The organism is Microbacterium sp. Z12_35, from assembly GCF_058310475.1.
This window is the reverse complement of the sequence record NZ_JBZEGJ010000001.1, coordinates 1439072-1462522: the sequence shown is the minus strand read 5'-3', so window position 1 is coordinate 1462522 and position 23451 is coordinate 1439072. Positions and strand designations below refer to the sequence as shown.

The window sequence follows — 23451 nt, the reverse complement described above, 5'->3', positions numbered from 1 at the left end:
CCCTAGTGAAGGAGGGGTAGATGATCGGGGTCCTTGACCGCACGAAAATTGACGCCCGCGTCGGCGATGGGCGGTCGGACGTAGACTTGCGTGTGATGAACGACAAGGCCGATGCCGTAGTCGACGTGCGCGCGCAGTTCGAGGAGCAGGCGCTCCCCTTCATGGATCAGCTGTACGCGGCGGCGATGCGTATGACGCGCAATCCCGCGGATGCGGCGGATCTCGTACAGGAGACCTTCGTGAAAGCGTTCGCCTCCTGGCGCACTTTCACGCAGGGAACGAACCTCAAGGCGTGGCTGTATCGCATCCTCACGAACACCTACATCAACACCTACCGCAAGAAGCAGCGGGAGCCCTACCAGGGGACCATCGACGACCTCGAGGACTGGCAACTCGGGGGAGCGGAATCGACCACCGCGACGAGCGCCCGCTCGGCCGAGGCGGAGGCCATCGATCGGATGCCTGCATCCGTCGTGAAAGACGCCCTCCAGTCGATTCCCGAGGATTTCCGGCTGGCGGTGTACTTCGCAGATGTCGAAGGCTTCGCCTACCAGGAGATCGCCGACATCATGAAGACTCCGATCGGCACGGTCATGAGTCGCCTGCACCGAGGCAGGCGAATGCTCCGTGAGCTGCTGACGGAATACGCGAAGGAGCGCGGCATCACTGCCGCGGCGCCTGCACAAAAGTGAGAGAGTGACGACATGAGCGACTGCGGCTGCGACAAGGCGCGACGCGACCTCGAGGAATACCTCCGCAATGAGGTCTGCAAGACGTCGTATGACGACATTTCCGAGCACCTGGCGCACTGCCCCGGGTGCCGGGATGAAGCGCATTTTGCGCGCACTCTCACCGAGGTCGTCGCACGGGCGTGCAAAGAGAACGCGCCCGCTGAGCTGCGAGACGTCGTGATCGCCCGGCTGCGGGCCGAACCCGTCTCCTGACCCTCGCGTTTCCCGGTGGCCGCGGTGCGGACATCGCGGCACGACCGGCCGTTAGCGTTGCACGCCACCCCCTTCGGTGACGTCTGAGGTCGACCGTAGGCTGGGGGTATGTCGCACTTGGACCACCGCTCGCTCGCCCTCGACCCGACATCGGCCGACTCGCTGGCCGCGGAAGGCCTGGATTACGCCCTCGTTTCGAACGACGGCGCGCCCTTCAATGCGTTTCTGCGTGCGGTGTCGCGCGGATTCCTCGAGAGCGAGCCGACCTCCGAGCAGGTCGAGGACTCGCGCTCCGCGCTGCACGAGCGGCGCCTCACGGGCGTGTTCGACGCTCGCGCGACCCATCCCGAGATGCCGGTCGGCACGGTCGACTCGTGGATCACGGAACTGACGACGGAGGCGGGGCGCACCGTCCCCATATGGGCGATCAGCGCCGTCACGGTGGCGCCGACGCACCGCCGCCGCGGGATCGCGCGGGCGATGCTCGGTGGCGAGCTGCGCACGGCGGCCGCCGCCGGCATGGCGATGGCCGGTCTGACGGTCACCGAGGCCACCATCTACGGCCGGTGGGGCTTCGGTCCTGCCGTCCTGACCTCCGACGTCTCCGTGGATGCGACGCGCGTGCGGTGGACCGGGCGCCGCCCGGCCGGTCGCCTGGATTTCGTCCTGCAGGACGAGCTGCCCGAGCGCCTGCACGCTCTTCACGAGCGGGCGCGTTTACAGCGTCCCGGCGAGGTCGCCGGGTGGCCGGGGCTGTACCGGCGCATGGCCGGACTCCGACCCGGCGCCGACGACGCTCGCAAGATCCGCGCCGTCGAGTACCGGAGCGAGGAGGGCCGCGAGGAGGGCCTGATGGTCTACTCGGTGGCGGAGAAAGGCGACGACCACGCCCGGCACGAGTTGCGCATTCACGTGCTGTTGACGACGCACGACGACGCGTTCGCCGCGCTGTGGCGGTTCGCGATCGAGCACGACCTCGTCGGCACTGTCACGGCGAGCCTCCAGCCTTCGCCCGCGCCGACGCGGTGGATGCTGTCCGACCAGCGTGCCGTGCGCGAGACCCTCACCGACCACCACTGGCTGCGTGTGCTCGATGTGCCGGCAGCGCTGGGGTCTCGCAGCTATGCCGCTCCGCTGGCCACCACCGTCCGCGTGGACGATCCGCTCGGATTCGCCGACGGCACGTGGCGCCTGGAGGTCGACGAGGCCGGAGCGATGACGGCGCGCCCTGTTGCGGGGCATCCCGACGTCGAGCTGAGCGTGGCAGCCCTCGGTTCCCTGCTGCTCGGTGGCGTCTCGGCGCGCACCCTGGCCGCCGCCGGGACGATCACGGCCGACAGTGCCGTCGCGGCGGCGCTGGATCGCGCATTCGCGCCCGCCGTGCCGCCGGTGCTCAGCATCTGGTACTGAGCCCCGCGGCTCTGAACCGAAGACGAAGGCCCGGGTCGTGCGACCCGGGCCTTCGTGTTCGGTTCAGTGACGCGTCACAGGGTGAGCGCCATCTTCATGACCGCGGCGTGCTCCTGCGCATGCACCTTCGGCGACCCGGTCGCGGGGGATGCGGCGGAAGACCGCGAGACCCGGCGGATGGTGCGGCCGCGGAGGTCCTTGACCACCTCGAGGGCGATGAACGGCCAGGCGCCCTGGTTCTCCGGCTCATCCTGCACCCAGACGAGTTCGGCGTTGGGGTAGGTGTCCAGCACGGCGTTGAGCTCGTCGATCGGGGCAGGGTAATACTGCTCGAGGCGCACGAGCGCGATCTCGGGGTTGGGGTTCTTGTCCAGCTCGCCCCGCAGATCCCAGTGGATCTTGCCGGCGTGCAGCAGTACCCGCTTGACGGCGGCGCGGTCGAGGCCGCGGTTGTCGTCGAGCACGGGCTCGAACTTGCCGCTGAGGAAGTCTTCGACCGGGCTGGTCGCGCCGCGCAGCCGCAGCATCGCCTTGGGCGTGAACACCACGAGGGGGCGGCGGGGCCGCTGGTACGCCTGGCGACGGAGCAGGTGGAAGTACGACGCGGGCGTGGACGGGCGCGCGACGGTCATGTTGTCTTGCGCGCACATCTGCAGGTAGCGCTCGATGCGGGCCGACGAGTGGTCGGGCCCTTGACCTTCGTACCCGTGGGGGAGGAGCAGGACGACGCTCGACTGCTGTCCCCACTTCTGGTCGGCCGCGGAAATGTACTCGTCGATGACCGACTGCGCGCCGTTCCCGAAGTCGCCGAACTGCGCCTCCCACAGCACGAGCGAGTCGGGACGCTCCACGGAGTAGCCGTACTCGAACGCCAATGCCGCGTATTCGCTGAGCAGTGAGTCGTACACGTAGAACCGGCCCTGGTTCTCGCTGAGGTTGGCGAGCGGGATCCACTCCTGGCCGTTCTCACGGTCGTGAAGGACCGAGTGGCGCTGGACGAACGTGCCACGGCGGGAATCCTGCCCGGCCAGGCGCACCGGAGTGCCTTCCAGCAGCACCGAACCGAACGCGAGCAGCTCGCCGAAGCCCCAGTCGATGTTGCCGCTGCGGCTCATCTCCAGGCGCTTGTCCAGCAGCTGCTGGAGCTTGGTGTGCACCGTGAAGTTCTCGGGCTTGTTGACGAAGGCGTCGCCGATCGAGTGCACGACCTCGCGCGGGACACCCGTCGTCTCGGGCGCGCCGCTGACCGGCTCATCCACGACGTCCGGATCGATCACCGGCGTCGCGCCGGTCTCGGCCTCGTGCGTCTGGGCGAAGGCCACCTCCAGGCGGCGCTGGAAGTCCTGCTTGGCCTGGTCGTACTCCTCTTCGGTGATGTCACCGCGGCCGACGAGCGACTCGGTGTAGAGGCGACGTACCGAGCGCTTGGCCTCGATCAGGTTCGTCATGAGCGGCTGCGTCATCGACGGGTCGTCGCCCTCGTTGTGACCGCGGCGGCGATAGCAGACGAGGTCGATGACCACGTCGCGGTGGAACTCCTGGCGGTACATGAACGCCAGCTCGGCCACGCGGACCACGGCTTCCGGGTCATCCCCGTTCACGTGGAAGACCGGCGCTTGGATCGTCTTGGCGACATCCGTGGCGTACACCGAGGTGCGGGCATCGGTCGGTGTGGTGGTGAAGCCGACCTGGTTGTTGACGACGACGTGGATGGTGCCGCCGGTGCGGTAGCCCCGAAGCTGCGACATCTGCAGCGTCTCGACGACGACGCCCTGGCCGGCGAAAGCCGCATCACCGTGAACGAGGACGGGCAGCCACGCGAAGGTGCCGATGGGCTTGCGGTCCTGCTTCGCCCGCACCACACCCTCGAGCACGCCATCGACGGTCTCGAGGTGCGACGGGTTCGCGGCGAGGTACACCGGAAGCTCTTCCCCGTCGTCGGCGACGAAGGTGCCCTCGGTGCCGAGGTGGTACTTCACGTCACCCGAGCCGCGCTTGCTGCCCACAGCGACCGAGCCCTCGAACTCGCGGAACACCTGGCCGTAGGTCTTGCCGGCGATGTTCGTGAGCACGTTGAGGCGACCGCGGTGGGCCATGCCGATCGCCGCACCGTCCAGGCTGGCGGATGCCGCGCCCTGGAGCAGTTCGTCCAGGAGCGGGATCAGCGACTCGCCGCCTTCCAGGCTGAACCGCTTCTGCCCCACATACTTCGTCTGCAGGAAGGTCTCGAACGCCTCGGCCTCGTTGAGCTTGGACAGGATCCGCAGCTGCTCGTCGTGGCCCGGCTTGGTGTACTTGACCTCGACGTTGTCCTGGAACCACTTCCGCTCGCCCGGGTCCTGGATGTGCATGTACTCGATGCCGATGGTGCGGCAGTAGGAGTCCCGCAGGACACCGAGGATGTCGCGGAGCTTCATCTGGCGCTTGCCGCCGAATCCACCGGTGACGAACTCGCGGTCGAGGTCCCAGAAGGTCAGGCCGTGCGACTCAATCTCCAGGTCGGGGTGAGTGCGCTGCATGTACTCGAGCGGGTCGATGTCGGCCATCAGGTGGCCGCGCACGCGGAACGCGTTGATGAGCTCGTGCACTCGCGCGGTCTTGTTGATGCGTTCCGACACATCGACGCTGATGTCGCCCGCCCAGCGGATGGGCGCATACGGGATGCGGAGGGCCGCGAAGATGTCGTCGTAGAAGCCGCGCTGGCCGATCAGCAGTTCGTGCACCGTCTTGAGGAACACGCCCGAGCCTGCGCCCTGGATGACACGGTGGTCGTACGTGCTCGTGAGGGTGATCGTCTTGCCGATGGCGAGCTCGTTCAGCGTCTTGTCGCTCGCCCCCTGGAACTCGGCCGGGTACTCCAGAGCACCCGCGCCGACGATGCATCCCTGCCCCTTCATGAGGCGGGGCACCGAGTGCACGGTGCCGATGCCACCCGGGTTGGTCAGCGAGATCGTGGTGCCCTGGAAGTCGGCGGCAGTGAGCTTGTTCGCGCGTGCCCGCTGCACGAGGTCTTCATAGGAGGAGAGGTACTCCCCGAAGGTGAGGCTCTCGGCGCGCTTGATGCTCGGCACGAGCAGCGCGCGCGTGCCGTCGGGCTTGGGCACGTCCACCGCGATGCCGAGGTTGATGTGAGCCGGGGCGACGATCGACGGTTTGCCGTCGACCTCGGCGTAGAAGACGTTCTGGCTCGGGAACTCCTTGAGCGCCTGGATGATCGCCCAGCCGATGAGGTGCGTGAAACTCACCTTGCCGCCGCGGGTGCGGGACATGTGGTTGTTGATGACGATGCGGTTGTCGATCATCAGCTTCGCCGGCACGGTCCGCACGCTTGTCGCCGTGGGGACGGTCAGCGACTGCTCCATGTTCGCCGCGAGGGACTTCGGCATCCCGCGCAGGGGCGTGACCGCGTCCTCCTCCAGGGCTTCGGCCGAGGCGGAGCGCTCGGGCCTCGGTGCCTGGGCGGGGATCGGCTGCGGTGCGGCCGGCTTCGCGGTGGTGCGCGCGACGGGCTGCGCGCCGACGACCGGGATGGGTGCGGTGACGGGCTTCGGCTCGTTGACCGAGGGGGAGGGGGCACCGGCGTTCGCCGCGGGTGCCGGGGCACCGGCGTTCGCCGCGGGTGCCGGGGCACCGGCGGGTGCGGGGGCCGCGGACCCCTGCGCGAGGGTGCCGCCATCCACGACCGGGTGGTAGGCCTCGAGGATCGGCCACCATGCCTGATCCACGGAGTTCTTGTCGACCTTGTACTGCTCGTAGAGCTCATCGACGAGCCATTCATTGGCCCCGAATTCGCCCTCGTTCGAAGTACCGACGCCTTGGACCTGGCTCGACACGGTCGATCGCCTGCTTTCCTCGATGAAGATCGGTGGTTTGCGCGGGATCTTCCGCGTGCACCGCCCCCCAGCTTATCCCAACCGGCCGAGCAGTCGCGGGGCACCTCGCCCCTCCTCGCAGGGGGGTGGGTACCGTGGAAGCATGGATTTCTACGGCGCGCGCCCCGAGGTCGACCTGACGTACTCGGACGTCTTCCTCGTTCCCCGTCGATCATCGGTCACCAGTCGCCTCGACGTCGATCTGACGCCCGGAGATGGAACGCCCGCGCGGCTGCCGCTGGTGTCGGCCAACATGAACTCGGTCACCGGCGCGCGTCTGGCAGCGACCCTTGCGCGCCGCGGTGGTTTGGGCGTGCTGCCCCAGGACATGCCGCTCCAGGAACTGGACGCGGCCATCCGCTGGGTCAAGGCTCAGCCGGTGCGGTGGGACACTCCGCTCGTGCTGCCGCCGTCGGCGACGGTCGCGGATGCCGCGAGGCTCCTCCCGCCCATCGACGGGCATGGCATCGTCGTGGGCGATGCGGCGGCCGAGCACCTCTCCATCGACGAGATCGTGGGTGTCGTGCCGGCCGGACGGCTCGGCACTGCGCTCCCCGACGCGCGTCTGGGTGATCTCGCCCGCGTCGGCGTCGCCTCCCTCGATGCCGACGATGTGGACAGCGCGCGCCAGGCATTCGACCTGCTGGTCGCGGCGGAGGCCGAGACGGTGTGCGTGCTGCATCACGGCCGGCTGGTGGGAACCCTGTCGCGGCGCAGCGCGCTCCGCGGGACGCTGTACCCGCCCGCCGTGGACGTGTCCGGCCGTCTGGCGGTCGCCGCGGCCATCGGAATCAACGGGGATGTGGCGGCCAAGGCCCGCGCGCTGGCCGCGGCGGGGGTCGACGTGCTCGTCCTCGACACCGCACACGGCCACCAGGACGGGATGCTGCGGGCGCTGCGCTCCGTGGCCGACCTGGGGCTCGGCATTCCGCTCGTGGCGGGCAACGTCGTCACGGCCGACGGTGTGCGCGACCTGGTGGGAGCCGGCGCGTCCATCGTGAAGGTCGGTGTCGGACCGGGGGCGATGTGCACGACGCGCATGATGACCGCGGTCGGGCGGCCGCAGTTCTCCGCCGTGCTGGAGACCGCGGCCGCCGCGCGGGAACTCGGCGCGCACGTCTGGGCGGACGGGGGCGTGCGGTACCCGCGCGACGTCGCCCTTGCGCTCGCGGCGGGCGCTGCATCCGTCATGGTCGGGTCGTGGTTCGCCGGCACGATCGAGGCACCGGGGGAGCTGCTCATCGACGAGCGGGGCCGCGCCTACAAGGAGTCGTGGGGCATGGCCTCCACCAAGGCCGTGCAGGGACGATTCGGGCGCCTCGACGCGTACGAGCGGGCCCGTAAGGAGCTGTTCGCGGAGGGGATCTCGTCGTCGAAGATCTACCTCGACCCGCTGCGGCCCGGGATCGAGGACCTCATCGACATGATCACCTCGGGTGTGCGGTCATCCTTCACCTACGCGGGGGCCTCCACCGTGGCGGAGTTCGCCGACCGGGCGCAGGTGGGCCTGCAGTCCGCCGCGGGGTATGACGAGGGCAAAGCGCTTCCCGTCGGCTGGTAGACGCGCTCTTCCACCCGGAGGACGCACCGCCGCCCAGGAGACCTGCCGTAGACTTTTTGGCACGATGGACGACCCTCCCCCTTGTAGACGCTCGCCCCACCGACCCGCCTCCCGGACGTACGGGGGTGACGCGTGATGGACTTCGTCATGTTGGGCGTGGGGCTTCTGCTCACAGTCGGAACCGGGCTCTTCGTCGCCAGCGAGTTCGCCCTGGTGAACCTCGACCGCGCCGACCTCGAAGCACGCCAGGCAGCCGGCGAGACGCGCCTGTCGTTGACGATCAGCGCGCTGCGCATCACGTCCACCCACCTTTCCAGTGCGCAATTGGGCATCACCCTCACCACCCTGCTCACCGGTTACACGATGGAGCCGGCGATCTCGAACCTCCTTCGGCCGGTGTTCCTGGGATGGGGGTTGCCCGAGGGTTTCGTGATGCCCTTCGCGACCGTGATCGGCGTCGCGTTCGCCACGGTACTGTCGATGATCCTCGGGGAGCTCGTGCCGAAGAATTTCGCGCTCGCCATCCCGCGACAGACGGCCAAGCTGGTGATGCCCTTCCAGGTGGCCTTCACCACCGTCTTCCGCCCCGCCGTCGCCGTGCTCAACGGCAGCGCCAACGGGATCCTGCGTTCCTTCGGCATCGAGCCCAAGGAGGAGCTGTCCGGTGCGCGCACGGCGGAGGAGCTGTCGAGCCTCGTCCGCCGCTCCGCGAACGCCGGCGTGCTCGAGGAAGACACCGCATCCCTCCTCGACCGGAGCCTGACCTTCTCGCGCCTGAGTGCCGCAGACGTCATGACGCCCCGTCCGAGCGTGCACGCGCTCGCCGCCGATGACACCGTCGAAGACGTCGTGCAGCTGGCCATGCGCACCGGGCACAGCCGTTTCCCGGTGTACCAGGAGTCGATGGATGACATCGCCGGCATCGTGCACCTGAAGGCCGCGATCGCCGTTCCGCGCGACCGGCGGGCGGATGTCCCGGCCGCGGCGATCGCGACCGAACCGTTGCGCGTGCCGGAGACCGTGCACCTGGACGCGCTCGTCGCCGAACTCCGCGCCCGGGGGTACCAGATGGCGATCGTCGTCGACGAGTACGGCGGCACGGCCGGTGTCGTCACCCTCGAGGACCTCGTCGAGGAGATCGTGGGCGAAGTGCTCGACGAACACGACCGGTCCCGCGCGGGAGTCGTGCGCACCGCCGGTTCGGTGAGCTTCCCCGGCGACCTCCGCCCCGACGAGGCGCTCGACCGCGCCGGTGTGCGGGTGCCGGAGGGTGAGGTCTACGACACCGTTGGCGGCTACATCATGAGTGTGCTCGAGCGTCTCCCCGCTGTCGGCGACGAGGTCACGACGGAAGACGGCACCCTCGCGGTGCAGCGCATGGACGGTCGTCGTATCGACCGGGTGCGCTTCACTCCGTCGCCGCGGGAGGACGACGTCGACGACCTCGTCCGCGCGGCGAAGGGGGGTGACCAGCGATGAACGACTGGGCGGGAATCGCATGGCTGGTGGTGCTGCTGCTGCTCAATGCCTTCTTCGTCGGTGCGGAGTTCGCCGTGATCTCCGCGCGTCGCTCGCAGGTCGAGCCACGCGCGGAGCGGGGATCGCGGGCCGCCAAGGTGGCGCTGTACGCCATGGAGCACGCGACGCTCATGCTGGCCACCTGCCAGCTGGGCATCACGATCTGCTCGCTGCTGATCCTGAACGTCTCGGAGCCGGCCATCCACCACCTGCTCGCCGCACCTCTGGGGCTGACGGGCCTGAACGAAGCGATGGTGGATGTCATCGCCTTCGTCGTGGCGCTGCTGGTGGTGTCGTACCTGCACGTCGTGATCGGCGAGATGGTTCCGAAGAACCTCGCGTTCTCGATGCCCGACCGAGCCGTGCTCTTCCTCGCCACGCCGCTGGTGTGGGTGTCGAAGGCGTTCTACCCGATCATCGTGGCGCTCAACTGGATCGCCAACCACGCGGTGCGCCTCTTCCGCGTCGAGCCGAGGGATGAGGCGGCCTCGACCTTCACGCTCGACGAGGTGGCGACCATCGTCAACCAGTCGCGCCGCGAAGGCGTCCTGGATGATGCGGCCGGGACGGTTGCTGCCGTCGTCGAATTCACGGACAAGAAGGCACGGGATGTGGCCGTGCCCCTCGGCGAGCTCGTGACGCTGCCGGAGACCACGACGCCCGCAGAGATCGAACGCGCGGTCGCCAAGCACGGCTACTCGCGGTATGTGGTCGTGGATGCCGATGGGATGCCCAGCGGGTACGTGCACCTGAAGGACGTGCTGCGCGCCGCCGAGAACGACGACGGGCAGGCGCGCCCGATCGCGGCGAAGCGGATCCACCACATGGTCCCCGTGATGGAGACCACCGACCTTGAGGACGCGCTCGCCCTCATGCGCCGCGCCGGCCGCCACCTCGCGCAGGTGCGCGACGAGCACGGCAACACCACGGCGGTGCTCTTCCTCGAGGACATCATCGAAGAACTGATCGGCGAGGTCCAGGACGCCACCGCGCGGCGCCCGTGAGGCGGCGTCAGGGGCGGGGGCGCGCCCGGAGGTACTGAGCCGGCCAGTCGCCCTCGGCCCCGAGGGCGACGGCGGCCCGCAGCCCGTAGTGCGGATCGCGCAGCCACTCGCGCCCGGCCATGACGGCGTCGACGTGGCCTCGCCCCACGAGCTCGTCGGCGAGCGCGGGGGAGTCGATCATCCCGACCGCGCTCGTGGGCACGTGGGCCTGGGCGTGCACCTCGGCCGCGAACTCCGCCTGGTAGCCCGGGCCGGTCGCGATGCGCTGGTGCGCGACGAGGCCACCGCTGGAGACGTCGATGAGGTCGGCTCCGGCGTCGCGCGCCGCGGCGGCGGCGGCGACCGAGTCGGCCACGTCCCAGCCGCCCTCGGCCCAGTCGGTCGCCGACAGGCGGACGAACACCACGGCGTGGGGTGCAGCTCCGCGCACCGCTTCGACGATGCGGCGGAGCAGGCGGATGCGGTTGTCCCGTGACCCGCCATACGCGTCGGTGCGCGTGTTCGACAGCGGTGAGAGGAATTCGTGCAGCAGGTAGCCGTGCGCGGCGTGGACCTCCAGTACATCGAAGCCGGCGTCCAGCGCCCGGCCCGCGGCCGCAGCGAAGTCGGCCACGACCCGGTCGATGCCCGCTTCGTCCAGGGCGACGGGCTCGGCGTACCCCTCGAAGGCGATGGCCGACGGTGCAACCGTCTGCCACCCGCCCTGGGAGGCGGGTACGGTGCCGCGTTCGCGGGTGAGGGGCGACCAGGTCGACGCCTTGCGGCCGGCATGGGCGAGCTGGATGCCGGCGACCGCGCCTCGCGAGTGGATGGCCGCGACGATCGGCTGCCACGCCGCGGCCTGCTCGTCGCTCCAGATCCCGGTGTCCTCCGGCGAGATGCGCCCCTCCGGTGAGACGGCCGTCGCCTCCGTCATCACCAGTCCCGCCCCTCCCGCGGCGAACTGCGCCAGATGTACGTGGTGCCAGTCGTTCGGCATCCCGTCGACGGCGCTGTACTGGCACATCGGCGATACCCACAGCCGGCTGCGGAACGTGGTGTCGCGGATCGTCAAGGGGTCGAACAGACGGGGCATACCGGATCTCCTCGCGGCTAGGGTGTGGGCATGGCGGTCGATGAGTGGCGCGTGAACGACGTCCGAGAGATGCTGCGCATGCCGACGGCCGCCGATGACAAGTATTCCCGCGGAGTCGTCGGGCTCCGAACCGGATCCGAACTGTACCCCGGCGCAGCTGTGCTGGGCGTGGAGGCGGCGTGGCGAACCGGTATCGGGATGGTGCGCTACCTCGGCCCCGCGCGCGTGAGCGATCTGGTGCTGGCTCGGCGTCCCGAGACCGTGACGTCGGCCGGGCGTGTGCAGGCGTGGGTCATCGGATCGGGGACGGATGCGGCGCAGCGCTCTCGTGAGGAGGAGGCGGCGCTGCGCGAACTGCTCGTCCAGGACGTGCCGGTCGTCGTCGACGCGGGTGCTCTCGATCTTGTTCCCGGCGCGACCGCGCCCCTCGTCGTGACTCCGCACGCGCGAGAGCATGACCGGATGCGCGAGGCGGCGGGCCTCGCCCCGATCGCCGCCGATGCATCGGAGGACGAACGCGGCGAGGCCGCGGCCGAGACAGCCGAGCATCTCGGAGTCACCGTGCTCCTCAAGGGGGCGACGACGCTCGTGGCCACCCCGTCGGGATGGCGGCGGCGCGTGACGAGCGGCACCCCGTGGCTTGCGACAGCGGGCACGGGAGACGTCCTCGGCGGCGTGGTGGGTGCCGTCGTCGCCGCCGCGCGCACCACGTCCGTCGACGAGTTGGGCGCGCTCGTCGCGACCGCCGCGTGGCTGCACGGTCACGCGGCCACCCAGGCAGCCGCGGTGATGGGCCCCCTGGGCGGGCCCATCACCGCGCTCGATGTCACCGAAGCGCTCCCCGCCGTCGTGGGGCGCATCATCACGTCCGCGTGACGGGTTCCCCAGCCGGCGCTCGACCGCGGGCGGGGCCGGGAACCGCCCATAGGATGTGAGCGTGTCCCGACGCGCGCCGCTGTGGATCGCGTTCGCGGTGGTGCATGCGGCCGTGGCGGTCTCCGGCTTCCACCTGCCCAGTCAGCCGATGGGCGACGTCTACAACGTCTACGAGCCCTGGTCGCGGCAGGCGCTCGCCGGCGAGGGCATCGTGGGAATCACGGAGTCGTGGGTGTACCCGCAGCTCGCGCTCGTGCCGATGGTGCTCGCGTGGGGCTTCGCGCTGCTGGGCTCGTACACCGTCGGCTGGGCCGCGCTGGCGACCGTATGCGACGCGCTCGCTTTCGCATTGCTCGTGGGCCGTGCGCGCTCCCGCGGGCGCCGTGCCGCCGCCTGGCTCTGGCTCGCCGCGATCCTCATGCTCGGCCCGGTCGCCCTGTACCGGCTGGATGCGGTGACCGTACCCCTGGCGATCGCCGGATGCCTCTGGCTCCGCGGCCGTCCATGGCTGGCCGCGACCCTGCTGACGGTCGCGACATGGATCAAGGTGTGGCCGGCGGCCCTCGGAGCCGCGGCCATCCTGGCAGTGCGGCGCCGGCTTCCCCTCCTCGGAGCGGCGCTCGCGGTGTCGGCAGCGACGCTTCTCGTCGTCGTCCTCGCCGGCGGGGGCGCTTTTGCGCTGGGATTCATCGGGGATCAGACCGGACGTGGGCTCCAGGTCGAAGCGCCGGTGAGCACCCTGTATGTGTGGGGAACCCTTCTCGGGGTCCCCGGGGCGGCGATCTTCTACGCGGCCGAGATCATCACGTTCGAAGTCACCGGGCCCGCCGCCGCCGCGGTCGCCGCCGTGATGACGCCGGTGCTCGTCGCCGTCGTCGGCGGGGTCGCGCTGATCGGCGCGCTCAAAGCGTGGCGCGGGGCATCCTTCGCCGCCCTCTTCCCGCCGCTCGCGCTCGCTCTGGTGCTCGCGTTCATCGTGACGAACAAGGTCGGGTCGCCGCAGTACATGACGTGGCTCGTGCCGCCACTTCTGTTCGCGGTCGTCCTCGACCGGTGGCGGTGGGCGGGGCCGGCTGCCGTGGTGCTTTTCGTGTCGGGGCTGACGCAGCTCGTGTATCCGGTCATGTACGACCGCCTGCTGGTGGCCGAACTCACGCCGGTCCTCGTGCTCACCCTGCGGAACGTGATCCTCATCGCGCTGTTCGCCTGGATGTGCGTGCGACTGGCGCGCGTGCCCATCGGCCGCACCGGTACCCGCTCGCGCCCCCGCACCCTGGCGGAGTAGCGTCGGGGCATGCTCGTAGCCTTCTCCGTCGCTCCCTCCGGTTCGTCCTCCGCCGACGGCTCGGTGCATGACGCCGTCGCCGCGGCCGTCCGCGTCGTGCGCGACTCGGGCCTGCCCAATCGCACGACATCGATGTTCACGGAGATCGAGGGGGAGTGGGAGGAGGTCTTCGATGTCGTTCGTCGCGCCACCGACGCAGTCATGCCGTTCGGCTCCCGCGTCTCTCTCGTCCTGAAGGCCGACATCCGCCCCGGCCGCACGGGCGAGATCGACGGCAAGATCGACCGTCTCGAGTCGGCCCTCGAATCGATTCGCGACACCGACTGATCGGTACTACCCTTTCCCGGTGACCTCCTCGACTTCCCCGAGGGGCGCGGCGACGTGGGCGCTCCTCGCTCTCGCCATCGGTAGCTTCGGCATCGGCATGACCGAGTTCGTCATCATGGGGCTGCTGCCGAACATCGCCGCCGAACTTCTGCCCACCCAGTGGGCGTCCGATTCCGACGACGCCATCGCCCAGGCGGGGTGGCTCATCTCCCTGTACGCCCTCGGTGTGGTCATCGGCGCGCCGACGATCGCGGGTTCGGTGGCGCGCTTTCCGCGGCACCGCGTGATGATCGCTCTCGCATCGGCGCTCACCGTGTTCAACGCGCTGACGGTGATCGCGCCGACCTACGAGCTGGTCGCCGCATCCCGCTTGCTGGCAGGACTCCCGCACGGCGCATACTTCGGCATCGGCGCCCTCATCGCCGCGGATCTGCTCGGCCCGAACAAGCGCGCGCAGGGCGTCGCGTTCGTGCTCACCGGCCTGACCGTCGCGAACGTCGTCGGGGTGCCCCTGGGGACGTTGCTCGGGCAGCAGCTGGGCTGGCGGAGTGCGTTCCTCGTCGTGACGGCGGTGTTCGCGCTGGCCACTGTGGCGATCGCGCTGACGGTGCCGCCGCATCCCGGGGACCCGGGACGGCGCCTGCGCGACGAACTCCGCATCTTCCGGATCGGACAGGTGTGGTTCGCCCTGGGGACCGGAGCCATCGGGTTCGGCGGATTCTTCACGATGGTGAGCTACATCGCGCCGATGGTGACCGATCTGGCCGGGTCTCCGGAGTGGAGTGTGTCGATCGTGCTCGTGATCGTGGGCCTCGGGATGACGGCGGGCAACCTCGTCGGCGGGCGCCTGGCCGACTGGAGCCTTCGACGCTCCATGCTCGGCGGTCTCCTCGCCCTGGCTGTCGCATCCGCGCTCCTCGCACTCACGGGGGCGTGGATCGTGACCCTCTGCGTGTTCACGTTCGCGGTGGCATTCGCCGGGGCGGCGCTGAGTCCCAGCATCCAGACCCGGCTGATGGATGTCGCGGGCGACTACCAGTCGATCGGGGCGGCGCTGAACCATTCCTCGCTGAACATCGGCAACAGCCTGGGCGCCTTCCTCGGCGGATTGACGATCGCGGCGGGCTGGGGGTTCGCGGCTCCCGCGTGGGTGGGTGCCGTCCTAGGGCTGGCCGGCGCCGGCCTCGCGGTGGTGAGCTTCCGGGTGGAGCGCTCGCGCGCTGCAGCCTCGCGCTGACAGCCCGCGCGGGGGCTGACTCCCGCGGGTGGGGCGGCGGCTCAGGTCGCGAGGAGCCGGCGGAGGTGTCCGCCGACGGCGGCGGTCTCGATGAGGAAGCCGTCGTGACCGAAGTCGCTGACCACCACGACGGCGTCGTCGCCGTCGAGGGTGTTCGGGATGCTGCGCGCGATCCGGTGCTGCCCGTCGATCGGGAACAGCCGGTCGCTGTCGATGCCGAGCACCAGCGTCGTCGCGGTCACCCCGCGCAGCGCCTCTTCGATGCCGCCGCGGTCGCGGCCGACGTCGTGCGAGTTCATCGCTTCGACCAGGGTGATGTAGCTGTTGGCGTCGAAGCGGCGCGTGAACTTGTTGCCGTGGAAGTCGAGGTAGGACTCCACCGCGAACCGCCCTCCGCGACCGAGCGGACTCACCCCCGACTGCCAGCTGCGCTGGAACCGCGAGTTCAGCTCGGAGGGGCTGCGGTAATTCAGCAGCGCCATGCGACGCGCCAGAGCGAGTCCGCGGTGCGGGCCGTCGCCGTCGCCCGCGTCGTAGAACTCGCCGCCGGCGAAGCGCGGGTCGATACGGATGGCTTCCAGCTGCACCGAGTTCAGGGCGATCTGGTCCGCGGTGTTGGCCGGCGGTGCGGAGAGGATGGCGGCGCGCTCGACGCGCTCGGGGCGGCCCGCGGCCCACTCCAGCGCATGCATCCCGCCCATCGATCCGCCGACCACGGCGGCCCAGCGCTCGATACCCAGGGCGTCGGCGAGGCGGGCTTGCGCGTCGACCTGGTCGCGGATGGTCAGGTACGGGAAGCGGGATGCCCACTCGTACCCGTTCGGCGCGATGCTGGCCGGACCCGTGGAGCCCTGGCATCCACCCAGCATGTTGGGAGCGACCACGAACCAGCGGTTGGTGTCGATGGGCGCGCCCGGGCCGACGAGGTCATCCCACCATCCGTCGGTGGCGTGGCCCGGCGCGGCCGGTCCGCGGACGTGGCTGTCGCCGGTGAGTGCGTGCAGGATGAGGACGGCGTTGTCGCCCGTCGCAGACAGCTCGCCCCAGGTCTCGTACGCGAGCCGGAAGCCGGGGAGTTCTGCCCCGCCCTCGGTGCGGAAGGCGCCGAAGGCGGCGAAACGCCGGTCGCCGACGGGGTCGCCGTCGCGCCAGGCGCCGGTGGCGGGGGGACGCCCCAGGAGGAGTCGGGCGTCGGCCTCCGTGACCGGTGCCGAGGGCACCGTGTCTTCGGAGGTCTGCCAGTCCATGGCTCCATTGTCTCGGAGTCGCGGCGTCGCCCGGTCAGTGTTACGCGCACCCGCTGCGCCGCGCGCGTGTCTGGGCCCCGCGCGTGTCCGGGCCGCGCGCGTGTCCGCGCCCCGCGGTACGCTCCCGCGCATGGACGTAACCGCATACCTCTTGGAGGGTGACCCCGCGATCCGCTGGCAGGTGCTGCACGACCTGGTCGATGCGCCGGCCGACGAGGTCGCCGGTGCTCGCGCGCTGGTGGCGACCGAGGGGTGGGGCGCTCGTCTCCTGGCCGAGCAGGCCGATGACGGCCGGTGGGACGGCGGAACCTACAAGCCCGGCTGGGTCGATGACTCGCGCCCCCACTTCGACGTGTGGACGGCCACGCACTTCTCGCTGCAGACCCTGATGCAGTACGGCCTCGATCCCGGCAGCGACGCGGCGCGCACCGCGATCGACCGGGTGCGCGTCTCTGTGCGCTGGGAGCATGAGGGCGAGCGCTACTTCGACGGCGAGACGGAACCCTGCATCAACGGGATCGCCCTGGCCGTCGGGGCATACTTCGGCCAGGATGCCGCACCCATCGTCGCCACGGTGATCGCCGGACAGCTCCCCGACGGCGGATGGAACTGCTGGGATGAAGACGGCACCAGTCGGTCCTCCTTCCACTCCACCCTGTGCGTGCTGGAGGGCCTGCGCGCGTGGGAGCAGGCGACCGGAGGGTCGGGCGAGCTCCGCGCGGTGCGTCGGCGCGGCGAGGAGTTTCTGCTCGACCGGCGGCTCCTGCGCCGCGCGACGGACGGCGAACTCGTCGACGTGCGCTTCACCCTCGCCTCCGCGGCACCGCGCTGGTACTACGACTACCTGCGCGCTCTGGATTACTTCCGCCTCGCCCGACCCGAGCGCGACGAACGCTGCGCGGAAGCGGTCGAGCTGTTGCGGTCGCGCATGCTGCCCTTCGGCATGTGGAAGGAAGAGAACACGCACCAGGGGCCGCGGCTGTTCGCCGAGGACGCCGAAGCGGAGGGCTTCCCGAGTCGTTGGGTGACGCTGCGCGCATTACGTGTGCTGCGGTGGTGGGACGCCGCCTGAGCCGCGCAGCTCGGAAACGACGGATGCCTCGACCGCCGAAGCAGTCGAGGCATCCGCAGGCCGGCGCGCCGGCACCGGACGGGCCGGGGATCAGACGCGAGCGGCCTCCACCGAGCGGCGGGCGGCGGCCAGTGCCTGGTCGAGGTCGGCCTTGAGGTCGGCGATGTTCTCCAGCCCCAGCGACAGACGTACGAGGCCGGGTGTGACCCCGGCGGTCAGCTGCTGCTCGGGCGTGAGCTGCGAGTGCGTGGTCGACGCCGGGTGGATGACGAGCGAGCGCACGTCACCGATGTTGGCGAGGTGGCTGAAGAGCGTGAGCGAGTTGACGAACTCGCGCCCGGCCTGCACCCCTCCCTTGAGCTCGAAGGAGAGAACCGCGCCGACGCCCTTGGGGGCGTAGCGGTTCGCCGCGGCGTACCAGGGCGACGTGGGAAGGCCCGAGTAGTTGACCGACGCGACATCGTCGCGCGACTCGAGCCACTCGGCGATCTCCTGCGCGTTCTGCACGTGACGCTCGATACGCAGCGACAGGGTTTCGATGCCCTGGATGAGCAGCCAGGCGCTGTTCGGCGAGATGGCGGCGCCGAGGTCGCGGAGCAACTGCACGCGCGCCTTGATGATGTACGCGAGGGAGTCCCCGACAGCCGTGGTGTAGCTGGCGCCGTGGTACGAGGGGTCGGGTTCGGTGAGGCCCGGGAACTTCTCGACGTTCTCCGACCAGGCGAACGAACCGCCGTCGACGATGATGCCGCCGATGACGGTGCCGTGTCCGCCGAGGAACTTCGTCGCCGAGTGGATGACGATGTCGGCGCCGTGCTCGAACGGGCGGATGAGGTAGGGGGTGGCGATCGTGTTGTCCACGATCAGCGGGACGCCCGCGGCGTGCGCGACGTCGGCGACGGTGCGGATGTCGAGGACGTTGATCTTCGGGTTACCGATGGTCTCGGCGAAGAAGAGCTTCGTGTTGGGGCGTACCGCCGCGCGCCACTCCTCGGGGTCGTCCTGGTTCTCGACGAACGTGACCTCGATACCGAGCTTGGCGAGGGTGTACTTGAACAGGTTGTACGTTCCGCCGTAGATCGAGCTCGACGAGACGATGTGGTCTCCCGCCTCAGCGATGTTCAGCACGGCGAACGTCTCCGCTGCTTGACCGCTGGCCACCAGCAGCGCGCCCGTGCCGCCCTCGAGGGCCGCGACGCGCTGCTCGACGACATCCTGGGTGGGGTTCTGGATGCGGGTGTAGATGTTGCCGAACTCGGCCAGCGCGAACAGGTTCGCGGCGTGGTCGGCGTTGTCGAAGACGTACGACGTGGTCTGGTAGATCGGCGTCGCACGAGCCTTGGTCGTGGGGTCGGGCTGGGCGCCCGAGTGGATCTGCTTGGTCTCGAACTGCCAGTTCTCGGGTGCGGACATGTTCGTACTCCTGCGTGTCTCGGGGCAACGGCAGGGCACCATCACCAGGAGCGAGGTTACGAAGGGGAAGCGTCGACGACAAGCGGTGGGAAATGTGACGTAACAACCGCCGGGGTAGCGTGGCGGCATGACACGACGTGCAGTGGTGACCGGCGCGAGCTCCGGGATCGGCGAGGCGACGGCACGGCTGCTGCGCCGTCGCGGTTGGGACGTGGTCGGCGTCGCCCGGCGCGCCGACCGGCTGCAAGCCCTCGAGACGGAGATCGGGATCGTCGGATACGCCGCCGATCTCACGCGCGCCGAGGACGTTGCGGCCCTCGCCGAGTGGCTCGACGAATCCGGGCCGGTGCACGCCCTCGTGCACATCGCCGGGGGAGCGCGCGGTGCCGATGCGGTCGCCGAGGGACTGGCCGAAGACTGGCGGTGGATGTTCGAGGTCAACGTGGTCTCGGCGCAGATGCTCGTTTCGGCGCTCCTGCCCTTGCTGCGGCGAGCCGCATCCGCCGATGGATACGCAGACACGCTCTTCGTCACGTCGACGGCGGCGCAGACGGCGTACGCGGGCGGCGGGGGGTACAACGCTGCGAAGGCGGGTGAGGCGATGCTCGCCAGCGCCCTGCGCCTCGAGCTGAACGGCGAACCGATCCGCGTGACGCAGATCGCGCCGGGGATGGTCTACACCGAGGAGTTCTCGGTGAACCGTCTGCGCGGCGACCGCGATGCTGCCGAGAGCATCTACGACGACGTCGAGAACCCGCTCACCGCGGACGACGTCGCGGACGTCATCGCCTATGCACTGGACGCTCCGGGGCACGTCAACCTCGACCTCGTGACCATGCGCCCCGTCGCCCAATCGGCCCAGCACCTGCTCGCCCGAGGCCCCCTCCGCCCCCGCTGACCCCCCGCCCCGCCCCCTGGCGCGTGATGTCTCACGTCGGCAGGTTTCGGCGCCTCGGAAGCTGCAGAGGTGAGACATGGCCGGCGGAGGTTCAGAGCACCTGAGCCTGACCTGCCGCGGCATCCGCCTCTTCGGCGTCCGTGTCGGCGAAGGCCACCTTCGGGACGAAGAGAAGCAGGAGCGCGGCGAGGAATCCGCCCGCCGCGCACACGATCCACACCGTGAGGTAACCGACCAGCGGCGCCGCCGTGGATGCGACGGCCGCGCCGGCCGCGCCGGCGAGCACCACGCCGAACACGGCCGACGCGAACGTGCCGCCGATCGTCTTTGTCGTGTTGGTCAGCGCCGACGAGATCCCCGTCTGCCCGCGCGGAGCGGCGGCCGCGGCGGCGGCGGGCATCGCGGCCACCAGCGCGCCCGACCCGATCCCGGCGATGGAGAGATTGAGCAGAACCTGCCACAGTTCGATGTGGAACGGGACGAACAGCGTGTACCCCACGCCCACCAGGACGGCGGCGCCGATCAGCATGAACCGGGGATTCGCGCGCCGTGATGTGAGCGCGAACAGCACGGCGCCGACGATCAGCGACACGAGGTAGACGCCGATGACGTTGGAGCGATCCGTCGCATCCAGGCCCAGCCCGTATCCGAGCGATGAATCGGTTCCCGCATACGTGGCGAGCGGACCCTGCGCCCCCAGCAGGCTGATGCCCACGAGGAATGCCGTGGCCTGTACCGGCCACATCTGCGGCCGGACGAGCACACGGATGTCGATCGCGGGATCGGACTGGCGCAATTCGTACCAGACGAAAACCGCGAAGGCGGCGACGCCGGCGAGGACCAGAGCGGCCACGACGCCGATCCCGGGTCCGTCCGGCACACGCAGGAACGACAGCCCGCCGGTGACCAGAAGCAGAGCGAACGCGAGGATGACGAATCCGCCCAGATCGAGGCGACGTCCCGGCACCGGCTCCGACTCGGGCACGCCCAGCCAGATGACCAGCGACACGAGCGTGACGGCGATCGCGGGGATCATCAGGGTCAGCTGCAGGTTCTCGCTGGATGCGGCGAACAGGCGCCCCGCGGCGAGGGCGCCGATGATCGCTCCGGCCTCCAGCCCCACCACGAGGAGGCCGGCCGCGCGACGTGTCTGGGAGACACCGCGGGACTGGCGGCGTCCGCGCTCGAAGATGAGCGCGATCTCCAGCGGCAGCCACACGACGTAGAACCCCTGCAGCGACCACGCGAGCAGGAACGTCCAGAAGTTGTCGGCGAAGACGAGCCCCCAGCTCGCGCCCGCGGTGAGCAGCGCGGAGATCAGCAGGATCTTCTTGTGCCCGAACATGTCGCCGAGCTTCGCCAGGATCGGCAGGACGAGGGCCGACAGCAGGAGCTGCCCGGCCTCGAACCAGTTCACATCGGCGTCGTGGATGCCGAGGGCGATGACGATGTCGCTGAACAGGGGAACGTAGTAGCCCTGCAGGATGCCGCTGACCAGCTCGACAACGATGAACCAGCCGATGAGCCCCGCGGTGACGCCCAGCCCGGAGCGGCGCACGGCCGCAGACGTGGAAGCTCGGGTCACGCGCCGAGGATACACCGCGCCTCGCGGGGCGCCCGGCGACGGCTCCGCACGACACTCCGGGGATTCGTGGGGGGGCTCGCGACCGCAGGCAGCGTGTCGGCACCGGGAGGCCGAGGCATCGGGAATGACGTGCGCCTCCCCGGACCTAGAGTTGAAACACAGCAGCACCGGGAGGGCATGTGGGCGAGGTCAGCGGAGAGCACGAGATCCTGACGTGGGACCAGTTCGGAGAGGCATCGCGCGATCTGGCTCGCGCCATCCTCGCGGACGGGTTCGTACCGGAGGTGGTCGTGGCGATCGCGCGCGGCGGGCTTCTGCCGGCCGGCGCCATTGCTTACGGCCTGGGGGTCAAGAACTGCGGGGCACTCAACGTCGAGTTCTACACCGGCATCGGGACGGTGCTGGATGCTCCGGAGGTGATCCCTCCGGCGTTGGACATCGATTACCTCGAAGGCCGTCGCGTGCTGCTCGTGGACGACGTCGCCGACAGCGGCCGGACCCTGGCGCTCGCCGTGAAGCTGCTGCGCGACCGCGGCGCCGACATGCGCTCCGTCGTGATCTACACCAAGCCCACGACCATCATGCGGCCGGACTACGCGTGGAAGGACACCCCGCTGTGGATCGATTTCCCGTGGTCGGCCCGCGGGTCGGTGCTCGATGAGGCCGTCGGGGCCTGAGGTGGCGATGAGCCTCGCCGAACTCGCTGAGGCGGGGCTCGTGGATGCAGGCTGGGCGGCGGCGCTCGAACCGGTTGCGCCGCAGATTGCGGCTCTCGGCGACCGGCTCCGCGCCGAGGTCGCCGCCGGGCGCAGCTACCTTCCGGCGGGCGAGCGCGTGCTGCGGGCTTTTCAGCGTCCGCTCGCCGACGTCAAGGTCCTGATCGTCGGGCAGGACCCGTACCCCACGCCGGGGCATCCGATCGGTCTGTCGTTCGCCGTCGACGCGCACGTCCGTCCCCTCCCGCGGAGTCTGACGAACATCTACACGGAACTGCAGGCAGACCTCGGCATCGCGCCCGCGGGCCATGGCGACCTGTCGGCCTGGAGCGATCAGGGGGTGATGCTCCTCAACCGCGTCCTCACCGTCGCACCCGGGGCGTCTGCGTCCCACCGCGGGTGGGGGTGGGAGAGCGTCACCGAACACGCCATCCGCACTCTCATCGAGCGCGACGCCCCCCTCGTCGCGATCCTGTGGGGACGGGATGCGGCGAACCTGCGGCCGATGCTCGGGAAGACGCCGATCGTCGAGTCGGCGCATCCCTCGCCCCTGTCGGCGAGCCGCGGGTTCTTCGGCTCGCGCCCGTTCTCGCGCGCGAACGCGTTGCTCGAAGCCCAGGGTGCTGCTCCGGTGGACTGGCGCGTGCCCGCGGCGTGACCGCCGCCGCTCAAGCGAGAAACCACAATGCGGGCGAGACATAACGCCGCGCGTGGTTTCTCGTCCCGAACGTCGTTTCTCGAGGCAGGAGCGGGCGGGAGCGACGGGGGGGGACGCGGGCGGCGGGCTAGAGTGGCAGCCGTGCTGGAGGACGAGTACGACAAGAGCCGCCGCCGTCTTCCGCGGCACCTGCGGCCCGCGCCGAAGCCCGAGACGCCGTTCGCGTACACGATCCGCGCGGCCGAGGAACGGGACATCCCGCACATCCGCGAGATCTACAACTACTACGTGACGAACTCCGTGGTGACCTTCGACGAGAAGCCGTGGAAGGTCGGCGCCTGGCGAGAGAAATTCGGGCACCTCGCGAAGCTCGGGATGCCGTTCCTCGTCGCGGAAAGCCCGTCCGGTCAGATCCTCGGGTACGCACTGGTGCAGCCGTGGAAGTCGAAGTCGGCCTACCGCTACACGGTGGAGGACTCCATCTACCTCGGGCAGGCCGCCGCCGGGAAGGGGCTGGGGTCGGCCCTCCTCTCAGCCCTCCTCGACGCGTGTCAGGATGCCGGCATCCGCGAGGTCGTGGCGGCGATCAGCGACAAGGGGGCCGACGCGTCCATCCGCCTGCACGAGAAGTACGGATTCACCGAAGTGGGCCGGATGGGTCGGGTCGGCTTCAAGTTCAACCGCTGGCTGGGCGTCATCTACCTGCAGAAGAGCATCCCCAAGCGCAAGAAGCGATCGCTCCTGGGCGGCTGA

The 23451-nt window shown here is 69.9% G+C and carries 20 protein-coding genes; 15 read left to right on the top strand and 5 right to left on the bottom strand.

From position 1 onward, the window contains the following. Positions 1 to 95 precede the first annotated feature (95 nt). From AC4FS1_RS07260 to AC4FS1_RS07250, 3 genes are all read left to right on the top strand, one after another. Positions 96 to 692, top strand: a complete 597-nt coding sequence (locus tag AC4FS1_RS07260; protein WP_491153743.1) for a sigma-70 family RNA polymerase sigma factor — start codon at positions 96 to 98, stop codon at positions 690 to 692. Positions 693 to 704: 12 nt separating this feature from the next. Then, complete coding sequence (locus AC4FS1_RS07255; protein WP_491153741.1) at positions 705 to 944, top strand: zf-HC2 domain-containing protein; 240 nt, start codon at positions 705 to 707, stop codon at positions 942 to 944. A 108-nt stretch (positions 945 to 1052) separates the two neighbouring features. Beyond that, positions 1053 to 2354, top strand: coding sequence for a GNAT family N-acetyltransferase (locus AC4FS1_RS07250; RefSeq protein ID WP_491153739.1), 1302 nt, complete (start codon positions 1053 to 1055; stop codon positions 2352 to 2354). A 74-nt stretch (positions 2355 to 2428) separates the two neighbouring features. Here AC4FS1_RS07250 and AC4FS1_RS07245 read toward each other — a convergent pair whose 3' ends face one another. Further along, the gene (locus tag AC4FS1_RS07245) at positions 2429 to 6187 is read right to left on the bottom strand and encodes a multifunctional oxoglutarate decarboxylase/oxoglutarate dehydrogenase thiamine pyrophosphate-binding subunit/dihydrolipoyllysine-residue succinyltransferase subunit (RefSeq protein WP_491153737.1); all 3759 of its coding nucleotides are present in this window, start codon (positions 6185 to 6187) and stop codon (positions 2429 to 2431) included. Positions 6188 to 6329: 142 nt separating this feature from the next. On the opposite strand from AC4FS1_RS07245, the gene guaB1 reads away from it, so the two are divergent. From guaB1 to AC4FS1_RS07230, 3 genes are all read left to right on the top strand, one after another. Further along, positions 6330 to 7787 (top strand): GMP reductase, encoded by a 1458-nt coding sequence (gene guaB1 / locus AC4FS1_RS07240; RefSeq protein WP_491153735.1) that lies wholly within the window; start codon positions 6330 to 6332, stop codon positions 7785 to 7787. Positions 7788 to 7922: 135 nt separating this feature from the next. After that, positions 7923 to 9266: a hemolysin family protein gene (locus AC4FS1_RS07235; RefSeq protein WP_491155670.1), complete on the top strand. Its 1344-nt coding sequence runs from the start codon at positions 7923 to 7925 to the stop codon at positions 9264 to 9266. Next, a complete protein-coding gene (locus AC4FS1_RS07230; protein WP_491153734.1) occupies positions 9263 to 10309 on the top strand; it encodes a hemolysin family protein in 1047 nt (348 codons plus the stop codon). Before AC4FS1_RS07235 ends, AC4FS1_RS07230 begins: the two co-directional genes overlap by 4 nt. 7 nt (positions 10310 to 10316) lie before the next feature. Here AC4FS1_RS07230 and AC4FS1_RS07225 read toward each other — a convergent pair whose 3' ends face one another. Then, the gene (locus AC4FS1_RS07225; RefSeq protein WP_491153732.1) at positions 10317 to 11384 is read right to left on the bottom strand and encodes an NADH:flavin oxidoreductase/NADH oxidase; all 1068 of its coding nucleotides are present in this window, start codon (positions 11382 to 11384) and stop codon (positions 10317 to 10319) included. Positions 11385 to 11414: 30 nt separating this feature from the next. Between AC4FS1_RS07225 and AC4FS1_RS07220 the strand changes: the two genes are divergently transcribed. The 4 genes from AC4FS1_RS07220 to AC4FS1_RS07205 all read left to right on the top strand — a co-directional run bounded on the left by AC4FS1_RS07220 (position 11415) and on the right by AC4FS1_RS07205 (position 15109). Beyond that, on the top strand, positions 11415 to 12260 hold the full coding sequence (locus AC4FS1_RS07220) for an ADP-dependent NAD(P)H-hydrate dehydratase (protein ID WP_491153730.1): 846 nt from the start codon (positions 11415 to 11417) through the stop codon (positions 12258 to 12260). A gap of 61 nt (positions 12261 to 12321) precedes the next feature. Next, entirely contained in the window at positions 12322 to 13545 is a 1224-nt protein-coding gene (locus AC4FS1_RS07215) for a hypothetical protein (RefSeq protein ID WP_491153728.1), read from the top strand. Positions 13546 to 13554: 9 nt separating this feature from the next. Then, positions 13555 to 13872: a thiamine-binding protein gene (locus tag AC4FS1_RS07210; protein WP_491153726.1), complete on the top strand. Its 318-nt coding sequence runs from the start codon at positions 13555 to 13557 to the stop codon at positions 13870 to 13872. Between the two features lie 19 nt (positions 13873 to 13891). After that, positions 13892 to 15109: an MFS transporter gene (locus AC4FS1_RS07205; RefSeq protein WP_491153724.1), complete on the top strand. Its 1218-nt coding sequence runs from the start codon at positions 13892 to 13894 to the stop codon at positions 15107 to 15109. A 41-nt stretch (positions 15110 to 15150) separates the two neighbouring features. Here AC4FS1_RS07205 and metX read toward each other — a convergent pair whose 3' ends face one another. Then, positions 15151 to 16356, bottom strand: coding sequence for a homoserine O-acetyltransferase MetX (gene metX, locus AC4FS1_RS07200; RefSeq protein ID WP_491153722.1), 1206 nt, complete (start codon positions 16354 to 16356; stop codon positions 15151 to 15153). Positions 16357 to 16486: 130 nt separating this feature from the next. Here metX and AC4FS1_RS07195 point away from each other — a divergent pair, with 130 nt between their 5' ends. Further along, entirely contained in the window at positions 16487 to 17428 is a 942-nt protein-coding gene (locus AC4FS1_RS07195; protein WP_491153721.1) for a hypothetical protein, read from the top strand. Positions 17429 to 17518: 90 nt separating this feature from the next. Here AC4FS1_RS07195 and AC4FS1_RS07190 read toward each other — a convergent pair whose 3' ends face one another. Further along, the gene (locus AC4FS1_RS07190) at positions 17519 to 18841 is read right to left on the bottom strand and encodes a bifunctional o-acetylhomoserine/o-acetylserine sulfhydrylase (protein WP_491153720.1); all 1323 of its coding nucleotides are present in this window, start codon (positions 18839 to 18841) and stop codon (positions 17519 to 17521) included. Positions 18842 to 18968: 127 nt separating this feature from the next. Between AC4FS1_RS07190 and AC4FS1_RS07185 the strand changes: the two genes are divergently transcribed. Beyond that, the gene (locus tag AC4FS1_RS07185; RefSeq protein WP_491153718.1) at positions 18969 to 19739 is read left to right on the top strand and encodes an SDR family oxidoreductase; all 771 of its coding nucleotides are present in this window, start codon (positions 18969 to 18971) and stop codon (positions 19737 to 19739) included. Between the two features lie 91 nt (positions 19740 to 19830). Here the strand turns inward: AC4FS1_RS07185 and AC4FS1_RS07180 are convergent, their stop codons facing one another. After that, positions 19831 to 21324 carry an MFS transporter gene (locus tag AC4FS1_RS07180; protein ID WP_491153717.1) on the bottom strand — a complete coding sequence of 498 codons (1494 nt, stop codon included), beginning with the start codon at positions 21322 to 21324 and terminating at the stop codon, positions 19831 to 19833. A 179-nt stretch (positions 21325 to 21503) separates the two neighbouring features. Here AC4FS1_RS07180 and AC4FS1_RS07175 point away from each other — a divergent pair, with 179 nt between their 5' ends. From AC4FS1_RS07175 to AC4FS1_RS07165, 3 genes are all read left to right on the top strand, one after another. Next, the gene (locus AC4FS1_RS07175) at positions 21504 to 22001 is read left to right on the top strand and encodes a phosphoribosyltransferase (protein ID WP_491153716.1); all 498 of its coding nucleotides are present in this window, start codon (positions 21504 to 21506) and stop codon (positions 21999 to 22001) included. A 1-nt stretch (position 22002) separates the two neighbouring features. Next, positions 22003 to 22698: a uracil-DNA glycosylase gene (locus tag AC4FS1_RS07170; protein WP_491153714.1), complete on the top strand. Its 696-nt coding sequence runs from the start codon at positions 22003 to 22005 to the stop codon at positions 22696 to 22698. Between the two features lie 141 nt (positions 22699 to 22839). Next, on the top strand, positions 22840 to 23451 hold the full coding sequence (locus AC4FS1_RS07165; protein WP_491153712.1) for a GNAT family N-acetyltransferase: 612 nt from the start codon (positions 22840 to 22842) through the stop codon (positions 23449 to 23451).

What these genes read in the sequence shown, in the direction of transcription:
- guaB1 (WP_491153735.1), top strand. Translation starts at nt 6,330, where the DNA reads ATGGATTTCTACGGCGCGCGCCCCGAGGTCGACCTGACGTACTCGGAC.
- AC4FS1_RS07235 (WP_491155670.1), top strand. Translation starts at nt 7,923, where the DNA reads ATGGACTTCGTCATGTTGGGCGTGGGGCTTCTGCTCACAGTCGGAACC.
- AC4FS1_RS07225 (WP_491153732.1), bottom strand. Translation starts at nt 11,384, where the DNA reads ATGCCCCGTCTGTTCGACCCCTTGACGATCCGCGACACCACGTTCCGC.
- AC4FS1_RS07260 (WP_491153743.1), top strand. Translation starts at nt 96, where the DNA reads ATGAACGACAAGGCCGATGCCGTAGTCGACGTGCGCGCGCAGTTCGAG.
- AC4FS1_RS07190 (WP_491153720.1), bottom strand. Translation starts at nt 18,841, where the DNA reads ATGTCCGCACCCGAGAACTGGCAGTTCGAGACCAAGCAGATCCACTCG.
- AC4FS1_RS07210 (WP_491153726.1), top strand. Translation starts at nt 13,555, where the DNA reads ATGCTCGTAGCCTTCTCCGTCGCTCCCTCCGGTTCGTCCTCCGCCGAC.
- metX (WP_491153722.1), bottom strand. Translation starts at nt 16,356, where the DNA reads ATGGACTGGCAGACCTCCGAAGACACGGTGCCCTCGGCACCGGTCACG.
- AC4FS1_RS07220 (WP_491153730.1), top strand. Translation starts at nt 11,415, where the DNA reads ATGGCGGTCGATGAGTGGCGCGTGAACGACGTCCGAGAGATGCTGCGC.
- AC4FS1_RS07255 (WP_491153741.1), top strand. Translation starts at nt 705, where the DNA reads ATGAGCGACTGCGGCTGCGACAAGGCGCGACGCGACCTCGAGGAATAC.
- AC4FS1_RS07185 (WP_491153718.1), top strand. Translation starts at nt 18,969, where the DNA reads ATGACACGACGTGCAGTGGTGACCGGCGCGAGCTCCGGGATCGGCGAG.
- AC4FS1_RS07195 (WP_491153721.1), top strand. Translation starts at nt 16,487, where the DNA reads ATGGACGTAACCGCATACCTCTTGGAGGGTGACCCCGCGATCCGCTGG.
- AC4FS1_RS07230 (WP_491153734.1), top strand. Translation starts at nt 9,263, where the DNA reads ATGAACGACTGGGCGGGAATCGCATGGCTGGTGGTGCTGCTGCTGCTC.
- AC4FS1_RS07250 (WP_491153739.1), top strand. Translation starts at nt 1,053, where the DNA reads ATGTCGCACTTGGACCACCGCTCGCTCGCCCTCGACCCGACATCGGCC.